Raw genomic sequence first — 19,189 nt, forward strand, 5'->3', positions numbered from 1 at the left:
GTCCGTAAGCTCACCAATGTTACCGCGAACCTTGAGGACCGCGTCGGCCACGTCGTCCATGTCGCGCGTCGTGCCCAGCAGCGTGCTCTGCCCCATCCAGAACGAGCCGTCGGTGCAGATGTGCTCGGTGACGGGGCAGTCCACCTGGGTGTAATCCACGCTGCCCTTGTAGTTCGGACAGGAGAAGGGGCAACGGGTCGGGTCCCAGCCTTGGGTGAACATGCCCTCGCGGTACAGCGGGTTGTACCCGCGCCCGACGGGAATGCCCTCGGCCGCCAGGGCCTCGACGAACTTGTCGCGCGACACGCCGCCAAAGCCGTTCCGGTCGTAGCGGAAGATGAACAGGTGGTAGGCACAGCGCTCGCCGCCGGGGCTGAAGGCCTGGGCGTCGAGACCCTCAATCTCGTCCAGTCGCGCGCGCAGGTGGGCGGCGTTGGCGTCGCGCAGGGCGGCTTGCTCCGGCCAGGTCTCCATCCCGCGCAGGATCAGCGCAGCCTGGAACTCGGTGAGGCGCAGGTTCATGCCCATCACGCGATGGTCGTACCAGCCGCCATCGGGCACGCGGCCCACGTTCATGTACGACCAGGCCTTGCCATACAGCGCCCGGTCGTTGGTGGTGGTGATGCCACCCTCGCCGGCGGTGATGTTCTTGGAGGACTGGAAGGAGAAGGCGCCGGCGTTGCCGATGGCGCCGACCTTTCGGCCGCGGTACTCGGCCCCGTGCGCCTGGGCGCAGTCCTCGATCAGCGCCAGGCCGTGCCGGTCGCAAACCGCCTGCAGGGCCTGCAGGTCGGCGGGCATCCCGCCGATGTGGACGCCGATGACGGCCGTGGTCTGCGGTGTCACGGCCGCGGCGACCGCGTCGGCATCGAGGCACAGCGTATCGGGCTTGATGTCGGCAAAGATCGGGATGGCATTCACCGCGATGACCGCGGAGGCGGTGGCGATGAAGGTGTAGGGCGGGACGATGACTTCATCGCCGGCGCCGACCTCGAGGGCGCGCAGGGCCAGCTCCAGGGCGATGGTGCCACTGGTGTTGGGGACGACGTACTCCGCGTCGCTGAGGCGCTTGAACTCCTCACTGAGGGCGGCATTCATCGGTCCGCCCACGCCCCAGACGCCACTATCCAGCACGGCCTTGAGCTTCTCAAGATAGCCGGGGTCCTTCGGCGGCCAGCTGGGCCACCCCGTCGTGTGAACAGCCTCGCCCCCGGTGATCGCCAACTTGCCCATCGAGCGCCTCCTCAGTCCTTGTACTACTTCATCTTGTGGATGCGGATGTTGCGATAGATGACCGGCTGGCGGGGATCAGGATAGGTCTCGCCGCCGATCCCCACTGTGTGCGGCCCCTCAAGACGGAAATCGTCATGCGTCAGCCGGCGGTCCTGGAAGACCGTCTGCTCGTTCATGTAGAAGGTGACGCGGTCGTCGCACTGCACAATCCGCATCCTGAGCTCCTGCGGCACCGCCGTCAGAGCGTGCTCCTGGTCCTCGCCCCACCCCGAGCCGCAGTATCCCGTGGTGGGTGACCGGATGATGCGGAAGGTGTCATAGTACGGATCGCTGGTGGCCGTGGCCACATCCACCAGGAAGCCGGCCTCGATGCCCTGCACTTCCCGGGGCGGGAACTCAACGTCGCACTGCATCTCATACCAGCGGCCGGGGCGGATGCTGCAGATCATCAGGGCGTACGTCTCGCCCGGGCGCATCACGAAGCCGTTGCCCGTCGGCAGCGGCCTGATCTCCCCCTGCCACGGCGACCAGCCAACCAGGTCCGGTGTCGGGTTCAGAGCGACCCACTGGTTGGCCTGGAGCTGCTTCTCCCACTGCAGCGTCTGCAGGCGGTCGCGCAGGTAGAAGCGCGCATGAGGCTCCTGCTCCTGCTTGAGGAGCTGCTGGAACGCCCCGAGCGCCTCGGCCGTCTTCTGAGTCTGGAACAGATTCTCGGCCTGGGTCACCTTCTCCTTGTTGGATCCGGTCACAGCGTAGATCTCGCCCGCGACCAACTCCAGCCGCTCGCCCCAGTTGCGATCCATGGCCGCACGATCCAGTTGGCCGTGCAGGGCGTCGAGCTGCTGGCGCGCCACGTCCATGTTTCCCGTCTGGTAGGCCTTCACCGCCAGGCGCGTGCGGAAGTCCTTGACCTTGTCCCGGTCCACCGGGTAGGGGCTCTTCTCGCTCACCGCGATGTAGCCCTCGAAGCACTGCCGGAGACCGTCAAAGACCTCCGGCTGCCGCCACACCGTATCGTCGCGGTCGCGGTTGGCGATGTAGTCCACGGCCTCGGAATACATGAACGGCACGTCGGTGTCGAAGCGCCCGGTGGCCAGGCACTCCTGGCCGAAGGCCAGCATCGCCTCGTGACTGCCGCCCCAGCGAGGCAGCAGGGAGTTGAGCATCCCGTAGTACGCGCCGCTGTAGTCCAACTGGGCGGCGACACAGCGATCAAACCACTGGCGCTCGGTCTCGGTTCCCCGTCCACCGGCGGAGTTGACGATGCAGATCATCGCCGAGGCCGGCTCGGGGTACTCCGGGTGCACGGCATAGGCCTTCTCGTAGTAGCCGCGCGCCAGTTGCGAGTACTTGCCGAACTGCTCCCACTGCTGCGGCTTGACGTCCTGCGCCCAGCCGGTGCCCCGGTTGACCCAGGCGTAGTCCTTGCAGTGCTGGCCCCAGGCCATGTTGAGCAGCCACGGGTCGGTGTTGGGGCGGTCCTTGAGCGCCTTGACGACCACCGCCTGCGAGCGGCGGAAGTCGCTCTCCATGATGTCAGTGAGGTCCGCCCACAGGGCCGACTGCTCGTACGGGCCGAAGTACTTCTTGTCGGCGGCGTCGGCGTAGGCGTTGATGGCCAGCGGCCGCCACTGGAAGTCTGCCCGCTCCAGGGAGTGGCCCACCTCGCCCTTCACGCAGGCCATGATGTGGTAGGTCCAGGCCAGCACGGTGGCCGGATACTGCAACTGCTTGAGCCCGGGTAGCGCGCGCCGGGCGTACGCCTCGGCCTTGCGATAGTCGTGCTGGTGGCGGTAGTACTGCGCGATCCGGCTGAGCACCAGCGGGTCATCGCACTGCAGCCGCTCGAGGGCCTTGACCACAGGCCCCTCCCACTGGTCATCGGGCATGTCAGGATGGCCGGCGTAGCGCAGGGCCAGGCCTTGCAGGTACTTCTCGGCCGTCGCATCCCACCGGGAGTCGTGCTTGCCGACCTGCTGGTAGGCCACGACCAGTTGCTTGCGGTAGTAGCCGACCTGGTAGTCCGTCATCTTCCGGCCCGTCATGGCCTCCGGTCCGCACGGGATCGGCTTGCCGGCATAGGTCTTGCCGACCCCCAGGAGGGGGTGCGTCAGCCGCCCCAGGTTGCGGACGATGAAGATGCCCCCCGTGATGCTCACCAGTAGGAACGTCACCAGCACCCCCACCACGATGAACACCATGCGTCGTGTCGTCATGGCCGAGCCCCCAGTCCGGGCGTTGCCTCAGTCCAGCGCCACCCGGTAGCGGTAGTAGTCCGCCAGCTTGAAGTTGTCCGGGTCCTTCTCGCCAAAGCGCGAGAGGAACACCACCATATCGCCTGTCAGCCGGTCCTGGTAGAACCGGAAGTTGGACATCTGCGTCAGTGGCGGCTCGCCGGGCTGGCGGCGGTCTATCTCGGTGATCGTCTCGCGCCGCAGGGCGAACGGCTCCTCCTGCACCTGCACGATGACCAGCGGGCTGCGCGGCCAGTTGCCCTTCGCCCGCTCGCCATCCGCCGCCAGGTTGCCGATGAAGTAGAGCTGCCCGTCGGTGAACGAGCGCACGAGTGCGCAGCCGTTGGAGCCCGACTCGATCGGCTCGCCGTCTGCACAGCCCAACGGCTCCGGGGCTGACCAAGTGAGGCCCTCATCCTCCGAGAACGCCAGCCACTTGTGCCCCAGGCGCTCGGGGTAAGCGAGGTTGTCCCCACGCATGACCATGGCGATCCGGCCGCCGGCCAGCTCCGCCAGGGCGTTCTCCGAGAAGCCCCGCGATGACTGCTCCGGGTCAACCTCCACCGGCCGCCCAACGATCCACCGCACGCCGCCCCCAGACTCCGGCTCGCCGATGAGCGTGAAGCTCGTCTCCAGCGGCGCCCAGTGGCCGGGGTAGTGGCGCGCGTTCCCCTCCGCGTCGCGGAGGATCGTCATGGCCGGCACGAGCAGCTTGCCGCTGCGCGTCTTGAGCGGGAAGCAGAAGCTGATCTGCAGCCCGCCAGGAAGGTCGTGAGGAATGACTTCCTCCCCGCGCCACGCGCCCGTGGCCGGGTCGTACACATCCCACGTCAGGTGGAAGCCGCCGTCCACATCCAGATGGTCGCCCGGGTACAGGCCGCGGCTGCAGAACGTCAGCAGCTTCCCGGTGTCGCGGTCGAAGAAGCAGGCGTTCTCGGCGTAGCGGACGCGCCCCTCGGGGACGAGGTGCGACTGCAGCTTCACCACCGGCTCGCTCCAGGTCGCACCGTTGTCGGTGCTGAAGCGGTCGGCGAAGTCGTCGTAGGTGTCCGAGGCGTCCACCCAGCCGGAGCGGTGGATCAGCAGCGGCTCGGTCGCGCTGACATAGCTGACGAAGCCGGGGAACACCGGTCGGCCGTCGCGGCCCGGGATGAAGACTTCCCTGCTGATGGTCTGCATGCGACACATTTCCGCCACGGTTGTGCGGCACCTCCGCCAAACGCGGCACCCCACCCGCAGGAATGCGCCTTCCCATGGCGAAGTCCTCCGCAACTTCGCCCTCGAACCTGGGAGATGGGGACCGCATGGAAGCTAACGAGCCAGATCCGGCGCGGGCGACCTCCCTACTTCAGGAGGCCCAGCGACTTCACGCCGCCGGGCAGTACCGGCAGGCCGAACGCCATCTCGACCAGCTGGACGATCTCTCTGCGGGCGACGAAGTGAGAGCAGAAGCGACGCCCCTGCGCGAGGACCTGGAGCGCATGGCACGGGCGGCGAAGTGCAGCGACGCGGCGGAGGGTTACAGTGGGCTCCTGAGCATCATGGCCGGTGTCGCCTCTCTGCCCGTCATGTGGCTCCTGACCGGCAGGAACTGGCTCCTCACGCCGTGGCTGGCGTGGTGCGTGCGGTTCGGCGCCGATTTCGGGATTCCGTGTCTCAGGAGCGGGTCCTGGCTATACCGAAGCAACTGGCACACGTTCAACCTGGCCCTGGCCGCCGGCGCGACGGCCGTGATCACTACGACCTTGACGGCCCGGTTCACAGGCATGCACTGGACCATCGCTGCTGCAGGCGGGCTCGCGGTGGGGCTGTTCGTGTTCCGGACACTGGAGCTACACCTGGAGGGGATATGTCCGCGCGGCACCCTTGCGGTCAAGGAGGCGAACGCGGAGCGACGGGCCGCGGAGGAGGCGAAGAGAACTGAGCGGGAAGCGTTCTTGGCCCGGATGGAGGCAGCGCGGGTGGCGCGGTCTGGACGCGAACAGCGCCGTGAACCCAGGACATTTGTCTGCAGGGGTTGTAGGCACGAGGTCACCGAGACCGTCACAGTGTCGCTGTTCGACCTTCATCCATCGCACGAGCACTATTGCGCGGCCTGCACGCATCTCATGGGCCGAGTTGACCTGTATGGAGAGAGAGGGTTAGACGCTACGCCAAACCTCCGCGGGCCTGGAGTCACCGCGCCGCCGGTTCAGCAACCGATAATGCCGGCGCGTACTCCCTGGCAAGACCACGCGGAGTACGAGCGCGCGATGCGGGCAGCCAGGCGTACTCCCCAGCAGCGCAGGGAGGAGCATGGGCGCGCGACACGGGCGCTCAGGCTGCTCCAAAGCGACATGTGGCATCGCCCGGACTGGTTTGGCATGGACTAGCCGGCGCGCCATCTGTCTGGCGCCGTCCGGGGCGTCCGGCCCGCGCCGCAGGGAAGTCGCCATGCTCTGACGAAGTCCTCCGCCATTCCCATGGCGGAGGCCCCCGGATGTTCTACACCCACGAACGCAACTTCGGCTGCCGGCTCAACGACGAGCTGACCTATCGCGGGCTGCGCGTGCTCGTGCTCGAAAACGAGCTGTTGCGTGTCTCGATCCTGCTCGACCAGGGCACCGACATCTTCGAGTTTCTGCACAAGCCCAGCGACACCGACTTCATGTGGCGCAGTCCCTGTGGCGTGCGCCGGCCCGGCGCCTTCGCCCCCAGCAGCTACCTGACTGGCGGCGCCTTCTCCGAGTACTACGAGGGCGGCTGGCAGGAGCTGTTCCCCCAGGGTGGCGGCCGGTGCGAGTACAACGGCGCCGAGCTGGGGCAGCATGGCGAGGTCTGGGGCCTACCGTGGAAGCACACGGTGCTCGAGGACAGCCCCCAGGTCATCAGCGTGAAGCTGTGGGTGCGGACGATCCGCACGCCGTTCCTGCTGGAAAAGACGCTCACGATGCGACGCGGTGCCGCCGTGCTGGAGATCGAGGAGACGGCCACGAACGAGGGCCGCGTCCCGATGGACCTGATGTGGGGCCATCACCCGGCCTTCGGCCCGCCCTTCCTGGATGAAACCTGCCGTGTCTACGCCGCCGCCGAGCGCGTCTACGCCGACGCCAACCGCGGCGACGACGCGCGCTTTGAGCCCGGCACGACCTTCCCCTGGCCCGTCGGCCCCGGGGTCAGCGGCCAGCCGGTGGACGCCAGCCTTATCACCCCGCCCGAGGCCGGTGTGTCCGACATGCTCTTCCTGACCGACCTGCGCGAGGGCTGGTATGGCATCACCAACCACGGGCGCGGCGTGGGCTTCGGCATGTCGTGGAACCTGCAGACCTTCCCGCACATCTGGTACTGGCTGTCGCTCGGGGGGACGATGGGCGGGCCGAGCTGGGGGCGCAACTACGTGGCGGCGCTGGAGCCCTTCAGCAGCTACCCCGGTACGCTATCCGAAGTCATCAAGTGGGGGAACCAGATGGTGATGCAGCCGGGCGAGATCCGGAGCACGTGGCTGCGGGCCGTGGCGTACGAGGGGGGCGAGGTGAAGGGCATTGACCGAGCCGGGCGCGTCGAGTAGCGGCGTGCCAGCAGGAACTGCGCGTCGTGGTGGGGAAATGATACCGCGGAACATTACCTGTGACTGAGAGGTAGGTTACATGCGGAGGTTGTCTCCTCTCGCCGGCCTCGCTATCGTCCTTTGCCTCGGCGGGCTGGCTCTCGCCCCACCGCTCTTCGCCCAGAGTCCGCTCAATGCTCGCATGCAGAAGGTGCTGGGGAAGTTCGTCGAAGCCACCGGCTATCCCGTCATGGGCGTCGGCTCGTGGATCAGTGGGACGAACTTCAACCCGACCACCTCCGATTTCGACATGCGGCTGGTGTGGCCCGGCGGCGGCACTGAGGCTCAGCAACTGGCGCACTGGCAGAAGGCCCGTGGCCAGATGATCAACCTGATCAGGGAAGAATTCGGCGATCAGGCCGGCAACATCCTCAACCGCACCAACCTGTACGCCCCCAACCAGCTCATGAAGGGCGTCGAGAACGCCGCCGACGCCATGGAGCGCTTCCAGTCCCTCAAGACGGTGCCGAACTTGGCCCACACTGGGCCGGTCACCGCTGAGACCACCGCCAAGTACGGCGAGGGTCTCTACGGCACCGGCTCGCAGACGTACGTACAAGGCTACGAAAAGGGCGCTGGGCGGCTCTTCTACAACAACAACGGCAAGTGCGTGACAGGGCTGTCGGAAGTGGCGCACATGGGCGAGGGGGCCCCCACCTACACCGCCGCGGGCACGGCCAATACGGCCGGCCAGTGGGCGGACCACGCCGTGAGCGAGCTCAAGGCCGGCCGGGGCGACAAGGTGGCCAAGTACCTCGAACGCCTGGAACGCGACCTGTTCAAGTCCCGCTCCCTCAGCGGCCTCCCCATGGACACGGACTTCCGCAACGAGCTGTCCAACATGCGCAAGCTGCTGAAGGAGCAGCCCTGGAAGCTCTCGGACGTGGCCGATGACGTGGGCCGGCTGGTGGCCCGCAGTCGCGCCGAGGCCGCCCTCCTGGGCAACATGGCCAATGCCGGCCCTGTGCGCCAGGCCTACCTGCGGGTCATGTTCGACGGCATCGCGCTCAAGAACAAGGTCGGCGACCTCATCGCCAAGGTCATGGAGAAGATGCCAAACGCGGTCAATGCCGAGAACGCGATGAACTTCATCGTCTTCTGCATCGGCACCAAGGCCGCGTCAGAGTCCTTCGGCCGCGGCGACGACGCCTTCCAGACCATGAGCAATGTCTGCGGGGCCATGAACCCGTTCAAGATGATCGGGCCGGTGCTGCTGGCGGAGGTCATGGCGGAGGTCATCACCCAGGCGCGGCTCGGCGGCTACGACATGGCGGCGGGCTTCCAGGGCGCCTGGGACTTGATGGAGGGCATCTACTCCGCCTGGGGGCGCTGCGATGTGGACCCGGACCCGCGCATGAGGCTGACGCTCGCCGACATGGTGGCCAACTACCAACTGGAGAGCAAGCTGGAGGCTCGGGTCTACCAGCACTGCCTGCGCGCCTCCACCCGCAACCTGGGCGCGGCGAACGCCATGCACGACGAGGGCGTGGCCGCCGCCATCTTCGCCAAGTGCTGGCCCACGATCCGCAACGCCTGGCTCTGGGAGCGCGACAACCTGACGACCGAGTACCTGAAGCTGGGCAGTGAAGTTGTCCACATGCCGCTCATCATCTACTACTCGCCCACGTCGCCGCAGGTCGGCCAGAAGGTCACCTGCGAAGCCCGCAGCCTCGATGGCAAGCTCGGAGACCGCCTCGAGCGCATGTCGCAGATCATCAAGATCCTGTACGGCAAGGGTGCCGGCATCTCGACCAGCTACTACTGGACGCCGGCCGGCACCTCGGTGAGCGACCGCGATTGGCAGCGCGGCTTCACCTTCGCCGCCAAAGGCAAGTACCCGGTCAAGGTCCGGCTGTCCATATCGCCCTTCGCGAGCTTCCCGAAGACCGAGCCGCGGGTCATGCTGCAGCGCGAGGTGCCGGCGCTGGTCGAGATCGTCGTGGGTGGCCAGGGCCAGATCTGTCCTCACTGCGGCAAGCCGGCCGGCACGACCCCGGGCTGCATGTGGTGCACCCTGTACAACCACGACCCGACGAAGGACCCCGTCCCAGGAGGGCAATAGCAATGAGGCACTGCGGGATCGTTCTCGCGCTGCTGTTGGCGGCAGCGGGGGCCGAGGCTCAGGCGTTGGCTGGCCTGTGGGGGTCGCCCCTGTACCGGGCGCAGCTTGCCGTCTCGGGCACGACCATCACCGGCACCTTCACCCCGGCCGACACCCCGCAAGCGCCGGCCGGGCAGATCACAGGCCAGCTACAGTCCGGCGGGCAGGCCTTCACGGCCACCTGGAGCCGCGCCGTCGGCCCCGACATCGTGCGCTTCCAGACGTATCTGAAGCTCGCCGCCCGCGACAGCCTGCTCACCGGCTACCGCTGGACTGAAGAGACGACGCCGACCAGCTTCGCCCTGCATCGCGCCGTGAACGGCCAGGTGCCGGTACTCATCGGCCAGGACGACTCCGGGCCCACGAACACGACCAGCAGCACCACGACGACGACAACCACCACCACGACCACGAACAACACACCCGTCGGCACGCCGAACGTGCAGGTGACGACCTGCGAGAGTGTCGTGGACGGCCAGCCGCAGAACGTCGGCGAGCAGTTCACCGCGCCCAAGAGCATTGCCGCGGTCGTGCGGTTCAGCAGCCTGCCCGCCAACAGCACCCTGGAGTGGCTGTGGATGCTGGGCGGGCGGCAGGAGGCGAAGTTCTCCAAGGTGGTGGGGGGCACAGGCTGGCACATGCACGGCCTGCGGTCGGAGACGGCCATCGTGCCCGGCGCGTACCAACTCACGGTCTCGCTCAACGGGCAGGTCGTGGCCCGGCGCACGGTCACCGTGCGCGCCCCCGGCGGTTCCATCACGACGACAACCACGACCACGACGACGACCACGCCCTCATCCACGCCGCCCGGCCTGGAGGTCACGGTGTGCGAGAGCGCCCCGGGCGGGGTGGCACAGAACCCCGGGTCGGTCTTCTACCGGCCCAAGTCATTGGTATGCCTTGTCAAGCACAGCAACCTGCCCGACAACAGTGAGTTGCGGTGGGTCTGGATACGCAACGGGGCGCAGATCGCTGAGCACAAGAAGACGGTCAGCGGCACGGGCTGGGCCTACCATGGACTGACGGGCATGCCCACGATGACGCCAGGGCCGTACAAGGTGTCGGTGTACGCCCGGGGCAGCCTGGTGACGACAGTGGCCTTGACGGTGAAGTAGCGCCAGAAGGTGGTACTGCAGATGGCCCCGCACGGTGAGGACCTCAAGCAGTTCGTGAACCGGGCCGTGGCACTCGGAGCTGTCGAGGCGAAGGTCATCGATCCGGCCAGCATCGTCACGGCCGCCTGGGTGCGCTGGAAGTGCCAGTACGGCTGTGGGTGCTATGGCAGCAACCTGTGCTGCCCCCCGCATAGCCCCACCCCCGAGCGGACCCGCGCTTTGGTGGACTGCTACCGGCGCGCTCTCCTGGTCCACTGCCAGCCCGGCCAGAATGTGAAGGCCCTGGTGGTAACACTGGAGCGCGAGCTGTTCCTGGCCGGCCACTACCAGGCCTTCGCCCTCGGGGCCGGGCCGTGCTCGTTGTGCAAGGAGTGTACACTCGACCAGTGTGTGCATGCAGCAGAGACACGGCCGGCCATGGAGGCGTGTGGCATTGACGTGTTCGCCACGGCCCGCGGCAACGGGTTCCCGATCGAGGTCGTCACGGACCGGACGTGTGAGCAGAACTACTACGGAGTCGTGCTGGTGGACTGACCTCGGCCTGTCCCACAAGCAACGTGGCGGCCCTGCAGGGCCGCCACGGGTAATCCCTCTCGGACGGTTGGCCCTACGGTACCACCCAGCACGTCACCGCGTCCTGGTCCTTCACGATGATGCGCTTGCCTGACACGACCGGGTACGCATACACGGGCGTGTCAGCCACCTTGAGCCGTGCCACCTGGGTGAAGGCCGCGCTGTCGGGCTTGAAGACGATCATCTCGCCTGTGGACGGGAAGGCCATGAGCACCCCGCCGGCATCCACCATGGGCGCGTAGCTGCCCTTGTCCGTCATCGCCGTATCCACCCAGGCCGGCTGCCCCGTCTGCGCGTTCACACACAGCAGGTTGCCCTTGTCCGACACCCCGTACAGGAAGCCGTCGCGCAGCACCGGCGTGCAGTACCCGCAGCCGAGGGTGGGGTTGGTCCACAGTTCGGTGGCTGTGAACGCTCCGCCCACCCCCTCGATCTTCACTGCGAACATGCCCCGTCGCGCGCCGGTGTAGATGACCGTCTGGCCATCCACGACGGGCGTCACGGAGTTGTACGAGCGCTCCTGCTGGGCGAAGGGGCGCTGCCACAGCAGGCTGCCGTCCAGCAGGCTCACGCCCACGATGCTCTTTTCGGTCAGCGTCACCGCCTGCGGGGTGTCGGCGACGGTCATGACCACCGGCGAGGCGTAGTCGGGGCCCTCGCCGGCCCAACGGCCCATCTCCGCGCCGGTGCCCAGGTCGAAGCCGATCATCGCGCCATTGCCCGCGCCGCCCAGGTGTGCCACGGCCATGCCGTTGACGATCAGCGGCGAGGAGGCGGTGAAGAACTTGGGCGCGACACCGGGGAAGGGGTCCTTGCGCCATACGACCTTGCCGCTAGCGGCGTCGAGGCAGGAAAGCACGCCGGTGGCGCCCAGTGTCACCACTTTGCCTTCCGCCACGGCCACTGAGCTGCGGGGGCCGGGGTGGCGGGCCGCGGGGCCGGTCACGGGTGCGGCGGCCACCTTGTCCTGCCACACCTGGGTGCCATCCGCGACGTTCAGGCAGGTCGTGACTTCCTCCTCGCCCTGGCGCGAGAAGACGTACAGCCGGTCGCCGACGAGGGCGGGGCCGGCATCCCCGGCGCCGACCACCACGCGCCACTGCTGCGCAAGCGCGGCCGGCCACGTGTCCGGCGCGGTGAAGGCGGCGACTTTGCCGTCGCGGCCCGGACCGCGCCACTGGGGCCAGTCTTGGGCCGTCGCGGCCGTGGCCAGAGCGAAGCAGACGATCAGTATCGCGAGAGCCGGCTTGATGTTGCGCATGGCACACCCTCCGATCGTGATGGCGTCACGTTGCCGTACCAATGTCGTGTCCCAGAAGCGCGCCTTGTGGTCCCGTAGCGCGGGCGGCCTCGCCCGCGCACGACCGGGGCGGGCAGGCGAGGCCGCCTCCCCTACGCGGAAGGAGCGGTCTCTCCTGGGACGCGGTAGTAGTTCCCCCCGCCGCGGTGTCTTCCTTCAGGCCCGTCGGGCAGGTTCGGGGCCCGCGCCGCCGAATCTGAGACAACTGAGCCAGCCACGAAGGTCCCGGGAGGCCGAAAACCATGGCGCAACTGCTGGGCGTGCAACGGGTCTACGGCGATGGCCGCCACAATGCCTTCACCGATCTGCTGCGGTGGCGCGACCACTACTACCTGTGCTTCCGCACCTCGGAGACCCATGGCATTGAGCCGCCGGGCGACATTCGCGTGCTGCGGTCTGCTGACCTGAAGGCCTGGGAGACATGCGGCCGGATGAGCACGGCGGGCGACGACCGCGACCCCAAGCTGCTGGACATGGGCGAGCGCCTGGCGGTCACCTTCGGCACCTGGTACCCGCGCTGGTCCGCCGGCAGCCTCGCCAACGAGCCCTTCGACCTCATCAGCCATGTGTGCTGCTCGCATGACGGGACGAGTTGGTCGGCCCCGCGGCAGATGTGGGGCCCCAACTACTGGCTGTGGCGCCTCTTCCGCGACGCCGACGGCGTCCTGTGTCCCGCGTACCACTTCCCCAAGCGCGGGGGCGCCCGCGCCTCGCGCACGATACATCTGCTGCGCAGCACCGACCTGCTCGACTGGCAGTTCGTAACGGTCATGCGGGCCGGCATTGACGGCGGCGAACCGGCCCTATTCCAGCCCGCGCCTGACACACTGCACTGCGTGCTGCGGGCCGTCGAGCCGGACAACCACTCCTGGCTGGGGCGCAGCGTGGCGCCGTACACGCAGTGGGAGTGGAGCGACCTGGGGGTGATGATCCACGCGCCGGTGGTGCTGCAGGTGGGGGAGAGGTGGATCGTGGCCGGCCGCTCGCAGGAGCAGGACTTGCCCGTGGGCGCCGCGGACCCGACCGGCAGCCACCACACCTCCGTGTGGGAGCTGCAGGGCGACGGCATCGCGCACCTGCTGACCGTCCCCAGCGCCGGCGACTGCTCGTACTGCGGTCTGGCCCACGGCCCGGCGGGCGAGGTGCTGATGAGCTACTACTCTCAGCACGAGCGCCTGCCGCTCCCCACCGGCCAGCCCACGCCGGATGACATTTTCCTGGCGCGGTTCACGGTGTGATCCGCGTAGGCGGGTTCGGCCCCGAACCCGCATCGTCTGCACACAAGGAGAGCCATGAACCACCATTCACTTCTGATCGCGCTATCCCTGGGGCTGGCCGCGACGGCCTTCGCCGCCGAAGGCGCATTCTGGCAGCCGGGCAATGTCCGCGAGCTGTTCATCGGGGGCTTGCCAGCCGATGACGCGGGCCTGCAGATGTGGGCCGACAATGGCGTCAACTGCGTCACCGGCGTCAGGCCCGAGCTGGCCCACGCCCACGGTCTCCGCACCCGGACCTGGTTCACGATGAACTACATGGACAGCCGCAACACTCCCGAGGAGCGCCTCAACGCGATGGCGGCGGTGCATGAGGACGGGAGCTATGCGCGCCCCAATGATCCGCTCTTCCCGACCGTCGGGCAGTATGGCTGGACCGCCTGCATCAACAACCCGCTGTGGATCGAGCAATCACAGGCGCGCTTCCGCACGATGGCGCAGGACGGCTACGACGGCTGCCACATAGACTTCGCCTCCCACTACGAGAGCTGCTTCTGCCCCCATTGTGTGAAGCGCTTCGGCGAGTGGGCCCCGCGGCATGGCCTCGGCGCGATGGCCCTCCAGGACGCCGCCCATGCCACCGACCTGCCCACGCAGATGAAGCTGCGGGAGTTCCGCATCCAGTGCGTGATGGACTTCCTGGGTGGCGTGCGCACTGCGGCCCGCGCGATCAAGCCCGACTTCGCCACCGACGGCACCTGGCACCATGACAACGGCAGCACATACCAGTGGGCCTATGGCGACCACTTCGACCTGATGTGCATCGAGGGCACGACGTGGGGGCCCTTCCCGCCCGCCAGCACGCAAGTGCCCTGGCTGAAGCTGGCCCACGTGCTCAGCCGCCGCCCGGACCGCCAGCCGGTGGCGATGTCGGTGACCTACCACCTGCTGACCGACGCGCAGGGCAAGCTGCACCACGGGCGCATGGCCGCCGACCGCGTCCGGGTGACGCTGGCGGAGATCATCAGTGAGGGCGCGGTGTCGTGGCTGGGCCTGGGCGGGCCCGGGACGGGCAACCTGCTCAAGGAGCATCAGGACCTGGTGCAGGCCTACTTCCGCACGGCGCGCGACCTCGCGCCCGAGCTGACCAATGCACGCGAGGTAGCCGAGATCGGGCTGCTGTTCTCGCCACGCTCGTACCTGGTCAACGGGGCGTCGCGGATGCAGCTCTACGCCTTCTGCCAGGCGCTCACCAGGGCCCACGTGCCCTACCGGCTGCTGTCGGATGTCGGCCTCCAGCCCGGCGATCTGTCGGGGCTGCGCGGGCTGGTGCTGCTCGACGGGCGGGCACTGTCGGACGAGGCCTGTGCCGCCGTGACGGGCTATGTTCAGGGCGGGGGCAGACTGCTGGTCAGCGGCGACCAGGCCGCGACGCTGGGCGCCGACTGGCAGCCACGGGCCGACCGTCCCGCCTTTGCCGTCGTCCCGGCGGGGGCCAGCGGCGGCATGGCGCAGCAGGCCCTCGGCAACGGGCAGGTCCACTACTGGCTGCAGAAGGCCTTCGAGCGCAAGAGTCTGGGCGCGGCGCAGTACGTGACCTTCGCCCAGCCCGAGAGCCGCACGCTGGCGATTGAGGGCTGGAGCAAGGCCGAGAACGTCAGCGGCAACCGGGACAGCAACTACGCGCTGTACGTGGACATGACCCATACCGGTGGCGGGAACCTGTGGGGACAGGTGGCGACCTTCGACACCGGCACCCACGACTGGCAGTTCTCCCGCACGCTCATCACCGCCGAGCGCCCCTTCCAGGGGGCGAACGTGCACCTGCTCTTCCGTGGTCACGGCGGCACCGCGTGGTTCAAAGACGTGCGCTTCGGCGTGTGGGATCCGGAGCGCAGACAGATCGTGCAGAACCTGCTGGGCAGTCGCTTCCAGACCGCCGATGGCAAGACCATGGGCGCGGCTGACGGCGGCGCCGGGACGTGGGCGCCCTATGGCGACGGCTACACCGTGGAGAACATGCTGGAGCAGGGCTGGTGGGTGAAGACCGCCGCCGAGCGCGGTCTCGATGTCGGCCCGATGCACGTGGCCGACGCGGCCAATGAGGCGCCGGTGCTGGCGGCGCTCAAGCCTCTGCTCGATGGCGCACGGTACCTGGAGATTCGTGGACAGGGCGCCGAGTTGGTGGGCGCCAACCTCACCCGCACCGACACCCACCTGACGCTGCACCTGGTCAACTACGCCGCCGAGCTGCACCCGGAGCTGCCCGAGCTGGAGCAGCAGCAGCGCGAGCATAGTCTTCCGGCCCGGAACCTGAGCCTCACGCTGAACGTGCCGGGGCTGAAGCTCAAGTCTCCGCAGGCGCGCCTGATGAGCCCCGAGGGGCAGCCGACCGTGCAGTGCCAGGCGTCGGGCGACGGGGCGACGGTGCGCCTGTCGGAACTGGCGCAGTACGCGGCGCTGGTGTGGGAGTTGCGGTAGGGGCCCTGGTCAGGCAGGCAGCGACGGGAGATGAGGAAAGGGCCGCCGGAAACCCGGCGGCCCTGATGCATCGCAGCTCGGGAGGAAGACTCTCCTACAGGTCTACATAGATGCGCGGGGTGGTGGGGTTGGGGCGCTCCCACTTGACGTGACCATCTGCATACCCGTAGTTGCAGCCGTCATTGTGGCGCGGGTCCTCGGAGATCGCGATGTTCGGGGTGGTATCAATCGAGCCCCGAACATCGCACATCATGGCCGTCTGCGCCGGCTGGTCTATCTGGCCCAGCGAGCAGGAGTAGGTGCCGACTATCGCGTACGGAATGCCGAACATGCGGTAGACGCCGGAGGGCATCGGCCTAGCGATGTCCACGGAGTAGCCGAGGTTGGCCTTGCCGATGGCGCTGAGCACGAGGGCATCCTTCTTGCTGGGGCACTGCCAGATCTGCGCGTTCTTGATGTAGGGATCAATCAACTCGTTGAACAGGTAGAACGATCCGGTCAGCGACCCCGCGAGCGCCAGCGGGAACTTCTCGTCATAGTCCTGGGCATACGACAGGATGCCCAGGGAGATCTGCTTGATGTTGCTGCTGCAACTGGACTGCCTCGCCTTCTCGCGTGCTTTGGCGAAAACAGGGAACAGGATGGCTGCGAGGATGGCGATGATGGCGATGACGACCAGCAACTCAATGAGCGTGAAACCGTGCCTTCTCATGTGCGTGCCTCCCGACGACAGATGGTCCGCTCCAAAAGCGGACGGGCCTATTCTGCAACGCTCCTCAAACACCTTCTCTGTCAGGACACATTCTCCTTCTTTTCTTGCGCTGCCCCCTCAACTTCCTTGAGCCTGCAGGCAAGAGGACGAAGAACTGCCCGTCCCAACTGCCCGCCTCAGGACAGCCGGGGTCGCGGTCATTATACCCAATTCAGCGCTTGCATACCACTATGGCTGCGCCATCCGGCGGTAATTCCACCGCCACACAGCCATCCCGCCCAGGCGTGACGGGCTTGCGCGCCACCATTCTCTGACCCCGGTCAAACAGCAAGAGTTCCCCCGTCCAGGACCGTCCGGGCCAGCCAAACCGCCCCGGCCGGAGGGTGATGATGCGCTCTTGCCCGACAATGACGCCCTCGTCCAGGCCAATCACCGTGATGGGGTACTCGTACGTCGCGAGGTTCTCGTGGGTGAAGAGGTGGTAGAACATCGGCGCCGAGTACAGGTACAGGTTAGCGTTCCAGAGCTTCTCCCGGATGTCGGCCAGGAAGTCCGCCTCGGTCACATTGGGGAGATGATAGGTACTCCAGCCGGCATAGGAGATGGGCGCGTAGAGCCAGGTCTTGCTGGCCAGACCCGGGTGGTGCGGGATGTCCGTCTCGGTGAAGCGCGGGAAGTGGATCTGCTGCTCGGTCATGTTCGTGGGCGGGCTGTTGCCCACGATGGCCGCGCCGCGGTCGAGGAACGCTCTCATCATCGCCAGCTTGAAGGGCTGGGCGGCCAGGTCCGGCGCACCGGCCGGGCGGAGGATCGCCCCCGTCTTGGCGTCAATGAGATAGGTGTAGGGGTCGGGATGGGCGTAGTCGGCGTTGCCCTGGAAGCTGTGGGCGATCTCGTCCCAGTACAGCCCATCGGCCCCGATCTCATCCAGGATCATCCCCGGGATCTTCTGTAGGGTCTCCCGCCCCATGGTGTTGGCCAGGGTCGGCACGACGTTGGCGATCGGGAAGCCGAACTCGGTCCGGGGCTGATAGTTGCGGGGCTTGCCATCGGCGCGGGTGTAGAGGCTATCGGCGTACTGCGTGGCGATGTCCGCGCCGCTCACGAGCCAGCAGTCGTAGTAGATCAAGCACTTGATCCCCGGCCGCAGCCGCCGCAGCTTCTCACAGGCCGCCTTGAGGCGCTGGCGGTAGTCGGCGTAGATCGGTCCGGCCACGATGGGCCCGTGCCCTACGTTCTTCTGCCCCGCCTCCACCAGCTTGCGGTCATACCACCCGCCCTGCGACATGGTCACACTGATGTTGAGCATGTCCAGGTGCTGCTTGAGCTTGACGTCATCATAGGCCAGGATGGCGTCGGGCTCAAAGAAGTTGTAGCCGCCGTCCAGGCGGAACGCGACACCCCAGTCGCGCCGGACCAGGTTGACCAGGTCGAAGACATTGTCCGTGGCGGTGCAGTACACCGCCCAGGTCATCGTGTACTCGCCGTGGGGCGGCAAGCCGAACCAGTCATCGCGGACGCCGCCAGCCTGGCGGTCATCGTCGAAGTACAGCGTCCCGTGCATGCGCAGCACGTCATCATAGGCGACCAGGCCCACACCGACGCCGTCATGGGGCAGAAAGAGATAGGGGCACTCGGGGCGGTTCAGCTCCTCGAGGCTGGGGTCCTCGCGCCCGCCGAAGTTGACGCGCTCGCAACGACTGCGGCCCAGACGCAGTTCGTGCCGCAGACGCAACGGTATGGCCTGATCGCTGGTGTTGCTGAAGTGGTCGGTGACGAGTAGCCGTCCCCGGTCCGGCTCGGGGCGCACCTCCCGCCGATGCCGCCACCGACACGGGCCCTCATAGCCGGGCGGGCCTTCGCCCAGGTACGAGGTCACGGTGTACTGGTGCCCCGCCGTGTCCTGCACGATGAGTTCGCTCTGGCGTGCCTTTGCCTGGAACGGGCGCGAACGGGTCTGACCACACACGAAGGGCCGCGACCGCGGGGGCCGCGGCGGCTCCCCCGGCAGCACCCCGGGCCCTTCCCGCACCTGCAGCTCCAGGTCGCGGAACACCAGCGCCAGATCGCTCCTGGCGTTCCGTGCGATGTCCTTGTTGCCGGTGTGGGTGAAGGTCAGGGCGTTGCCGCCCGGCCGGATGAGGTCACTGACGTCGAGCGTGAAGCGGTAGGCTTCCGGGCCGTAGTATGTCGTCCGCGTCAGCACCTCAAAATCCGGGGCGTAGGCCAGGCGCCACTGCCCGCCGGGGATATACCAGGTCAGGAAGGGCGGATCGCTCCAGGCGAAGCGGTTGGGCTTGTTCAGTAGCCGCATCTGCCGCCGCGCCGTCTTGAGGCCCACCGTCTGCCCGTTCAGCTCGACCTGCAGCATGTTCGTCGAGCCGATGGTGGAGGGGTTGTCAATGCGGACGCGGAAGTTGACCACTACCTGCCGTCGGCCCGCCTGCGCGGGGGCCCCGAACTGCCAACTGCGCACCTGCTGCAGCTCCAGCCGCCAGTCATCCGGCGCCAGCGAGAGCGCCTGGCCCGTCTGGGCAGGAAGCGAGAGCGTCTGGGCGTGGAGCAGACCACACCCCGGCGGGACCAGCATCAGCAGCAGACAAAGCCGGCGTGTCATCATGTGGCGGATCGCTCCCGTGA

13 protein-coding genes are annotated in these 19,189 nt (G+C 67.5%); 7 read left to right on the forward strand and 6 right to left on the reverse strand.

Features of this window, described 5'->3' with window-relative positions; all coding sequences use genetic code 11:
- From LLH23_09800 to LLH23_09810, 3 genes are all read right to left on the reverse strand, one after another.
- On the reverse strand, nt 1-1,233 hold a 1,233-nt coding region (locus LLH23_09800; GenBank protein MCE5238770.1), incomplete at its 3' end, for a DegT/DnrJ/EryC1/StrS family aminotransferase.
- Nucleotides 1,234-1,256: 23 nt separating this feature from the next.
- Nucleotides 1,257-3,449, reverse strand: a complete 2,193-nt coding sequence (locus tag LLH23_09805) for a hypothetical protein (protein MCE5238771.1) — start codon at nt 3,447-3,449, stop codon at nt 1,257-1,259.
- Nucleotides 3,450-3,476: 27 nt separating this feature from the next.
- Nucleotides 3,477-4,646, reverse strand: a complete 1,170-nt coding sequence (locus LLH23_09810) for a glycoside hydrolase (GenBank protein ID MCE5238772.1) — start codon at nt 4,644-4,646, stop codon at nt 3,477-3,479.
- A gap of 125 nt (nt 4,647-4,771) precedes the next feature.
- Here LLH23_09810 and LLH23_09815 point away from each other — a divergent pair, with 125 nt between their 5' ends.
- From LLH23_09815 to LLH23_09835, 5 genes are all read left to right on the forward strand, one after another.
- Nucleotides 4,772-5,839 carry a hypothetical protein gene (locus LLH23_09815; protein MCE5238773.1) on the forward strand — a complete coding sequence of 356 codons (1,068 nt, stop codon included), beginning with the start codon at nt 4,772-4,774 and terminating at the stop codon, nt 5,837-5,839.
- A gap of 107 nt (nt 5,840-5,946) precedes the next feature.
- Nucleotides 5,947-7,014: an aldose 1-epimerase family protein gene (locus LLH23_09820; GenBank protein ID MCE5238774.1), complete on the forward strand. Its 1,068-nt coding sequence runs from the start codon at nt 5,947-5,949 to the stop codon at nt 7,012-7,014.
- A 79-nt stretch (nt 7,015-7,093) separates the two neighbouring features.
- On the forward strand, nt 7,094-9,115 hold the full coding sequence (locus LLH23_09825) for a hypothetical protein (protein MCE5238775.1): 2,022 nt from the start codon (nt 7,094-7,096) through the stop codon (nt 9,113-9,115).
- A gap of 2 nt (nt 9,116-9,117) precedes the next feature.
- Nucleotides 9,118-10,269 (forward strand): hypothetical protein, encoded by a 1,152-nt coding sequence (locus LLH23_09830; protein MCE5238776.1) that lies wholly within the window; start codon nt 9,118-9,120, stop codon nt 10,267-10,269.
- A gap of 21 nt (nt 10,270-10,290) precedes the next feature.
- The gene (locus LLH23_09835; protein ID MCE5238777.1) at nt 10,291-10,803 is read left to right on the forward strand and encodes a DUF2284 domain-containing protein; all 513 of its coding nucleotides are present in this window, start codon (nt 10,291-10,293) and stop codon (nt 10,801-10,803) included.
- 73 nt (nt 10,804-10,876) lie between these two features.
- Here LLH23_09835 and LLH23_09840 read toward each other — a convergent pair whose 3' ends face one another.
- Nucleotides 10,877-12,103, reverse strand: coding sequence for a PQQ-like beta-propeller repeat protein (locus LLH23_09840; protein MCE5238778.1), 1,227 nt, complete (start codon nt 12,101-12,103; stop codon nt 10,877-10,879).
- Nucleotides 12,104-12,384: 281 nt separating this feature from the next.
- Between LLH23_09840 and LLH23_09845 the strand changes: the two genes are divergently transcribed.
- The gene (locus LLH23_09845) at nt 12,385-13,380 is read left to right on the forward strand and encodes a hypothetical protein (protein ID MCE5238779.1); all 996 of its coding nucleotides are present in this window, start codon (nt 12,385-12,387) and stop codon (nt 13,378-13,380) included.
- A gap of 54 nt (nt 13,381-13,434) precedes the next feature.
- Entirely contained in the window at nt 13,435-15,837 is a 2,403-nt protein-coding gene (locus LLH23_09850) for a hypothetical protein (GenBank protein ID MCE5238780.1), read from the forward strand.
- Between the two features lie 94 nt (nt 15,838-15,931).
- Here LLH23_09850 and LLH23_09855 read toward each other — a convergent pair whose 3' ends face one another.
- Both LLH23_09855 and LLH23_09860 read right to left on the reverse strand, forming a co-directional pair.
- The gene (locus tag LLH23_09855) at nt 15,932-16,549 is read right to left on the reverse strand and encodes a DUF1559 domain-containing protein (protein MCE5238781.1); all 618 of its coding nucleotides are present in this window, start codon (nt 16,547-16,549) and stop codon (nt 15,932-15,934) included.
- A gap of 211 nt (nt 16,550-16,760) precedes the next feature.
- Nucleotides 16,761-19,169 carry an LEA type 2 family protein gene (locus LLH23_09860; protein ID MCE5238782.1) on the reverse strand — a complete coding sequence of 803 codons (2,409 nt, stop codon included), beginning with the start codon at nt 19,167-19,169 and terminating at the stop codon, nt 16,761-16,763.
- Nucleotides 19,170-19,189 lie beyond the last annotated feature (20 nt).

The organism is bacterium (assembly GCA_021372615.1).
Taxonomy (GTDB): Bacteria; Armatimonadota; Zipacnadia; order Zipacnadales; family UBA11051; genus JAJFUB01.

Excerpts from the sequence above, each read along its gene's own strand:
- LLH23_09815 (MCE5238773.1), top strand. The coding sequence starts at position 4,772 with ATGGAAGCTAACGAGCCAGATCCGGCGCGGGCGACCTCCCTACTTCAG.
- LLH23_09855 (MCE5238781.1), bottom strand. The coding sequence starts at position 16,549 with ATGAGAAGGCACGGTTTCACGCTCATTGAGTTGCTGGTCGTCATCGCC.
- LLH23_09805 (MCE5238771.1), bottom strand. The coding sequence starts at position 3,449 with ATGACGACACGACGCATGGTGTTCATCGTGGTGGGGGTGCTGGTGACG.
- LLH23_09850 (MCE5238780.1), top strand. The coding sequence starts at position 13,435 with ATGAACCACCATTCACTTCTGATCGCGCTATCCCTGGGGCTGGCCGCG.
- LLH23_09830 (MCE5238776.1), top strand. The coding sequence starts at position 9,118 with ATGAGGCACTGCGGGATCGTTCTCGCGCTGCTGTTGGCGGCAGCGGGG.
- LLH23_09840 (MCE5238778.1), bottom strand. The coding sequence starts at position 12,103 with ATGCGCAACATCAAGCCGGCTCTCGCGATACTGATCGTCTGCTTCGCT.
- LLH23_09810 (MCE5238772.1), bottom strand. The coding sequence starts at position 4,646 with ATGCAGACCATCAGCAGGGAAGTCTTCATCCCGGGCCGCGACGGCCGA.
- LLH23_09825 (MCE5238775.1), top strand. The coding sequence starts at position 7,094 with ATGCGGAGGTTGTCTCCTCTCGCCGGCCTCGCTATCGTCCTTTGCCTC.
- LLH23_09860 (MCE5238782.1), bottom strand. The coding sequence starts at position 19,169 with ATGATGACACGCCGGCTTTGTCTGCTGCTGATGCTGGTCCCGCCGGGG.
- LLH23_09820 (MCE5238774.1), top strand. The coding sequence starts at position 5,947 with ATGTTCTACACCCACGAACGCAACTTCGGCTGCCGGCTCAACGACGAG.
- LLH23_09835 (MCE5238777.1), top strand. The coding sequence starts at position 10,291 with ATGGCCCCGCACGGTGAGGACCTCAAGCAGTTCGTGAACCGGGCCGTG.
- LLH23_09845 (MCE5238779.1), top strand. The coding sequence starts at position 12,385 with ATGGCGCAACTGCTGGGCGTGCAACGGGTCTACGGCGATGGCCGCCAC.